Source organism: uncultured Campylobacter sp. (assembly GCF_938041645.1).
Taxonomy (GTDB): Bacteria; Campylobacterota; Campylobacteria; order Campylobacterales; family Campylobacteraceae; genus Campylobacter_B.
The window spans coordinates 41,708-47,752 of sequence record NZ_CALIST010000048.1; the positions used below are offsets into that span (position 1 = coordinate 41,708).

The following is a 6,045-nucleotide window of genomic DNA, read 5'->3' on the forward strand; positions in this document are numbered from 1 at the left end:
ATCCCAAATATAGCTGAAATTTTAAGCCTATCGCCTACAAACGAAGCTGCGATAAATTTAAACGCATGGCTAGAAAGTAAAAAATGTATCGTAAAAAGACGCAGTAAAAAACGCCGGCTAAATTTTAGAAGCAAAATAGCTAAATTTAAAGGCGCGCGGATTGATTTATTAAAAAGCAAAAGCCCAAAGGCGACGCTTTGCCTTTGGGCTTTAAATTTAGCTTTATTTAGCTAGAGCTAATTCTTGCGAGTATTCGCATCAGGGGTGAAAAGCGGCTTATTTAGCAGCTTGAAATCGCCTACGAACTTCTGCCCCTTCTCGCTAGTGATCCATTTGATGAAGCGCTGCGCGTTTTCATAGTCGGCTTTTGGGCAGTGCTTCGGATTGACCGCGATTACGGAGTAAAAATTCTTCAGATCGTTATCGCCTTCGTTGATGATGACCATATCGGGGTTGCCCTTTTTATTGTCCTCGTATTTGATGTAGGTGCCGCGATCGGTGAAGGTCACGCCCTTTTGCTCGGCAGCTGCGTTGATCGTAGCGATCATGCCTTGACCGGTTTGGTTATACCATGCCTCATTTTCAGGCACGGCGCCATCGACCTTTTTCCAAATACCTTTCTCTTTGTTATCAGTACCGGATTTATCGCCGCGAGAGAAAAATTTAATCTTCTCCGCCTTGATTAGCTCAAACGAGCCTTTAAGGTCCTTGCCTTTAAATTTAGGTGCGATCGATTTATCGGCGATGAGGATAAAATCGTTATACATAACGGGCGTGCGGTCAACGCCGAAGCCTTTTTCTACGAATTCTTTCTCGACCTTCGGCGAATGCACGAAAAGTATGTCCGCATCGCAGTTCTCGCCAAGCTTTAGAGCAGCGCCCGTGCCTACCGCCGTCCATTTGATATCGACGCCGGTTTCCGCCTTATACGCAGGATAGATAGCGTCTAGCAAGCCCGTATTATCGGTGCTCGTTGTAGTTGCCATCACCAAATCGTTATCGGCGGCAAAAAGGCTCGCACTAAGAGCGAGCGAAACAAAAAATATTTTTTTCATGTTATCTCCTTTAAAAAATATGCTATTATAGCATATAAATTTGCCAGAATAGAACATTTAGGACACAATCTTGGACTTTATTTTAGAAGGAATTTTAAGCGCATTCGGGCTGCTTCTTAGCGGCGATGCGGAGACATTTTCGGCGATCAAAGCGACGCTTTATACTTCGAGCATCTCGATACTTTTTGCGATTTTAATCGGCTTTCCGATAGGATTTATCCTCGGATTTTACGAATTTCGCGCTCGCAGAACGCTTAGACTTTTAAGCGACGTAGCGCTTGCGATGCCCACGGTGGCGATAGGACTGATCCTTTACGCTTTCATCTCCAGAAACGGCCCTCTGGGCGAGCTGGGACTGCTTTTTACGCTCAAAGCCGTGATGCTCGGACAGTTTGCGCTGGCGCTTCCCATCATCGTCTCGCTAAGCGCCAGCGTCATCGAAAATATGGACAAAAAGCACTATCTAAACATCATGAACTATCGCCTAAGCCCGCTAAATTTAATCCTTTGCGTGCTTTACGAGCTACGCTACGGCTTGCTGGTCGTCATCGCCACCGCTTACGGGCGGATCGTCGCCGAGGTGGGCGTAGCGATGATGATCGGCGGCAATATCAAATATTTCACCCGCACGATCACCACGGCGATCTCGCTTGAGACCAACAAGGGCGAGTTTGCGATGGGTATAGCGCTCGCGCTGGTGCTGATTTTAATAGCGTTTGCGGTAAATTTAGCCATCCACGCGCTAAAAAGGCTGGATCGATGAGTGCAGATAAGCTAAAGCGTCCAAGTAAAAATTTCACGGACAAAAACCGGGCGGAGGCGGAGAGGGAGAGCGAAAATTTTATGAGCGCAAATTTAACGGACGCAAATTCCGCCCCCGAGAATACTACGCGCGTAAATTTCGCCGCCGAGAATTCTGCGAATAAAAATTCCACTGCGGCAAATTATAAGAGTAAAAATTCTGCGACCGAGAATTCCATTAGCACAAATTCTACGAATGAAAATTTCGTAAATGAGAATTCTGCGACCGAGAATTTCGCGAGTGAGAATTCTACCGCCGCGCGATCTGTACCCGATAGCGAGCTGATCTCGGTGCGGGATCTAGTGCTGCGCTACGGACGGAGCGAAATTCTAAATATCCCTAGCCTCGATCTAAATACGAGCGGCATCACAGCGCTTTTGGGTTCCAACGGCAGCGGCAAATCCACGCTACTGCGAATTTTGTCCTTTTTGCAACATCCAAGCAGCGGCAGCGTGGAACTTTGGGGGCAGCGTGCGCCATCTTTGCAGACGCTGCGGCAGACCTGCTTGCTGCTGCCCGAACCCGTGCTTTTAAAACGCGGCGTGGAGCAAAATTTTAAATTTGCGCTCAAAAGTCGCGGCGCGCTTGCGGAATTTGACGAGCGAGTGGATGAGGCGCTCAGCCTAACGGGACTTGATAGAAGTTTTTTATCAAAGAAGCATTTCGAGCTTAGCTCGGGGCAGACGCAGCGCATCGCGTTTGCGCTCGCTCTGGCGCAGCGCGCGAAGCTCTATCTGCTCGACGAGCCGACCAACAGCCTCGATCTTGCCGCCTCCAAGCTCTTTGCGCGCGCGATTTTATTTATGCGAAGCCGCTACGGCTGCGGCTTTATCATCGCCAGCCACGATGAGAAATGGCTCAGCGCGATCGCGCAAAGAAGCGTATTTCTGCATCGCGGCAAGATATGCGAGTTTGAATACAAAAATATATTTGACGTGCAAAACGGGATTTTAAAATTTTCGGATGAAATTTCGCTGCGCCTTGAAGAGGGGCTCGCACGCGCTCGCAAAATCGCGATAAATCCGAGTAAAATTTTATTATCCAAAAGCCCGTTTGAGCGCTGCTTCGCGGGGATTTTGCACTCGGTTTCGCTTCAGTACGGCTCCTCGCTACTCATCAAGATCAAAGCAGGCGATGTGTTGCTAAAATGCGTCACGGCGCAGGATGAACGGCGCTGGAGCGCGGGCGAGAGGGTCTATTTTGGATTTGAAAGCGGCGCGTTTTTAGGGCTGGAGTAGTTCTGCGCGAAGTGCGGATAGGCTCTATTTTGCTTTAGAATTTTTATTCGCGCGGCATTCTGTCTCAAATTTTCACTGCGAACCATCTAACGCGGCGTACTCGGCGAAACAGAGCGCAAAAATTTGCATCTTGAAATTTTGAAATTTACAGGCATGCCTTTACCTAGCGGTACGGCGTGAAATTTTAAAATTCCATGGCTAAGAAATTTTAAAGCTTAGCCGCGAATACAGCTAACGGGATTTTGAAATTCCACAATTTCTAGGCGCGGAATTTCAAATTCTAAATTTTAATTCCGCAGAGCGTGTCGTTTATTTTGCCTGCAGTGCAAAGGCGGAACGATGGTAAGAATTCTGCGGCGCAAAACTCGCGTAAAATTCCAAGCAGACTGCACGGAATTCCGATAATTTTTAAAAACAGCGCGGAATTTTATAAAATTTCAAGAGCTCAAAAAAGTGGCAGAGCTTTAGCCTTACACTGCTTAAATTTTCCCACCGAACATCTCATACATCGCCTTTTCCTCGCCCCAAAGCTCGCAGTGTTTTTTGATGCAGGATTTTATCGCGCCCACCAAATAGAGCACGTCTTGCTCGGTGTGCGTGTAGTGCAGGCTCACGCGCACGAAGCCGGGCTTGCTCTCGGGCATGCGCCCCTCCTTGATACCCAGCAGATCGTGAGCGTACGGCCCCGCGCACATCACGCCCGCGCGCGTCTGGATACCGAAATCGTTGCTAAGGCTCGCGGCAAAATCATACGCCGAGACACCGCGCACGTTAAAGGAAAATATCGGCAGCCGCGGCGCGCCCTTTGGAGCGTAATTTATGATCTCGTCAATGCCTGCTAGCTCGCTCTCAAAAAGACGTGCGAGCTCGTCCTCGGCGCTTTTTATCCTCTTAAAACCCACCTCGTTTCGCAGCGCGTAGGCCAAATTTGCCCGCATGAGCCCGATGATAGGCGGCGTGCCGCCCTCCTCTAGCTGCTCGGGATTTTTCAAAAACACGTGCCCCTCGCGGTTAGCGTAGGCGACCGTTCCGCCCGCGGCAAATGTCGGCATGTCACCGCTAAGCAGCTCCTTTTTGATCGCCAAAAGCCCGCAGCTAGCAGGCCCTCCTAATAGCTTATGCGGCGAGAGGAAAATAGCGTCGAAGTAATCGCAGTCTAAATTTGCGTGCGAGCTCAGCGCCGCGCAGTCAAAGGCGACGATGCCGCCCGCGGCTCTGATTAGCTCGCTGATCTTTTTATAGTCGCTAACGACGCCTGTGACGTTTGAGGCGGCGCTAAACGAGCCGATGATGCGGCGTCCCGCATTTAGCTTCAAGATGCGCTCGAGTGCTAGCAGATCGATCTCGCCCGATTCGCTAAGCGGCACGCGCAGGTAGTCGCAAAGCCCCTCGCGAAAGCTAAGCTCGTTTGAGTGGTGTTCGTATGGCGAAACGAGCACGAGCGGAAGCTGCACAGCGTGTAAATTCGCCTCGCCGATCACATTTCTGGTCGCAGGCGGTAGGTAGATGCCAAGTAGCTCCTGAAATTTCTTGATCGAGGCCGTCGCGCCCTGCCCGCAGGCGATGAGATAAAACCGCTCGTCAAGCCCTAGTAGCTTTTTTAGACTCTCTCGCGCGCCCTCGTAGCGCCGCTGCGTGATGATGGCGCTAGAGCTACTATCGGAGTGTGTGTTGGCGTAGGTTTTTAAAATTTCGCCTATCTCGCGCTCTACGGGCTCGTAAGCAAGTCCCGAAGCCGCGAAATCAAAATAGTGCACGCCCTGTTTTAGGATGATATTTTTTCGAATTTCGTCTAAGCTTAGCATTTGCGACCTTTAAAATTTAAGTGATTAATTATAGTGAAATTTGGATTAATTTAAGGCTTTACGTCCTAGCGGGGAGGAATTTTAATGAGAATTTAGAAAAGCTTTGCCCACTATATTACTTAATTTCTGATGCTATATAGTTTTACTCTTTCAAATTTATTGATTACTATCTAGTTTTTTAGCTGCTTCTTGTCTTAGAATTTCGGCATAATCTTTTATATCTATTTTCTCGCCGTTATGTAGAATTTTCACTTTCGCTTCCTCTAGCATTTCCTCAAAATTTAAATATTTAAAAAATGTCTCAATATCGAATGTCTCAGTACTATTTTTATCTTTAAGGCTGCTTTTTTGCAAAATCTCTTCATCACTTAGCCCATTGCCGCAAAGAGCTTTATATCTATCTATTTTCATATTATAGAAATTTAATATTTTAATATCCGGTTCTAGCTTAGTACATTTTTTATCATTTGGCATATAGCCGAAAAATTTTATAAAATCTTTTTCTTTCCAGTATCTATCGGTTCCTTTTTCCCTCTCTTCGTTATGTTTTACCGACCATCTCCCCCGAAGAGCCCAATCATATGATTCTAAAATCTTCTCTCCATAGCAGTAATCATTCATATGATTTATGTAAGACTCTTTCTTTTTTATAGATCCAGCTAAACTATCCAAACAATTTCTATAAGCCGTAACAATATCATCTTGACTCGGTAGACCATCTATATTATATTTTATTAATAATTTTAATTTATCTTTATACATCATATCCCGCGGAAGAAAAGTATAAATAGATCTTTTAAATATTTCTTTTCGCTGAAATGGAATGCTGCTATTACTTAAATAATACAAAGGACCTTCATATGCTTTCGGTTTCATACCTTTTTGTAGCATCATATCGGCAATTTCTATAAGGTTACTATATATTGCATAGTTTAATGGATAAACAGGATCTTTTGAGTGATCGTGATTGATTAAACACTCGGTACGTAATTTTATATCTATATTGTTGCCAACTATGATTTCGGTATCGTCAGAATATCTAGGGCAAACTATATAGCCCTGCACCATTTTGACTTCTTCAAATTTAACGCCGTTGTCTAAAAGCAGTCTTACCGTTTTAGTAGCATTATTTTCTATCGCATAAG

Annotated in this window: 5 protein-coding genes; 2 read left to right on the top strand and 3 right to left on the bottom strand. The window is 46.2% G+C overall.

Annotated features, from left to right (window positions below; genetic code table 11):
- Nucleotides 1–236 precede the first annotated feature (236 nt).
- Nucleotides 237–1,055 carry a tungstate ABC transporter substrate-binding protein TupA gene (gene tupA / locus Q0600_RS07140; RefSeq protein ID WP_298758585.1) on the bottom strand — a complete coding sequence of 273 codons (819 nt, stop codon included), beginning with the start codon at nucleotides 1,053–1,055 and terminating at the stop codon, nucleotides 237–239.
- A gap of 70 nt (nucleotides 1,056–1,125) precedes the next feature.
- Between tupA and tupB the strand changes: the two genes are divergently transcribed.
- Both tupB and tupC read left to right on the top strand, forming a co-directional pair.
- The gene (tupB, locus tag Q0600_RS07145; RefSeq protein ID WP_298758588.1) at nucleotides 1,126–1,818 is read left to right on the top strand and encodes a tungstate ABC transporter permease TupB; all 693 of its coding nucleotides are present in this window, start codon (nucleotides 1,126–1,128) and stop codon (nucleotides 1,816–1,818) included.
- Nucleotides 1,815–3,095, top strand: a complete 1,281-nt coding sequence (gene tupC, locus Q0600_RS07150; RefSeq protein ID WP_298758591.1) for a tungstate ABC transporter ATP-binding protein TupC — start codon at nucleotides 1,815–1,817, stop codon at nucleotides 3,093–3,095. Before tupB ends, tupC begins: the two co-directional genes overlap by 4 nt.
- Before the next feature lie 479 nt (nucleotides 3,096–3,574).
- Here the strand turns inward: tupC and Q0600_RS07155 are convergent, their stop codons facing one another.
- Entirely contained in the window at nucleotides 3,575–4,900 is a 1,326-nt protein-coding gene (locus Q0600_RS07155) for an aminotransferase class V-fold PLP-dependent enzyme (protein ID WP_298758594.1), read from the bottom strand.
- A gap of 156 nt (nucleotides 4,901–5,056) precedes the next feature.
- Nucleotides 5,057–6,045, bottom strand: a 989-nt coding sequence (locus Q0600_RS07160; RefSeq protein ID WP_298758597.1) for a hypothetical protein, incomplete at its 5' end; no start/stop codon positions are given.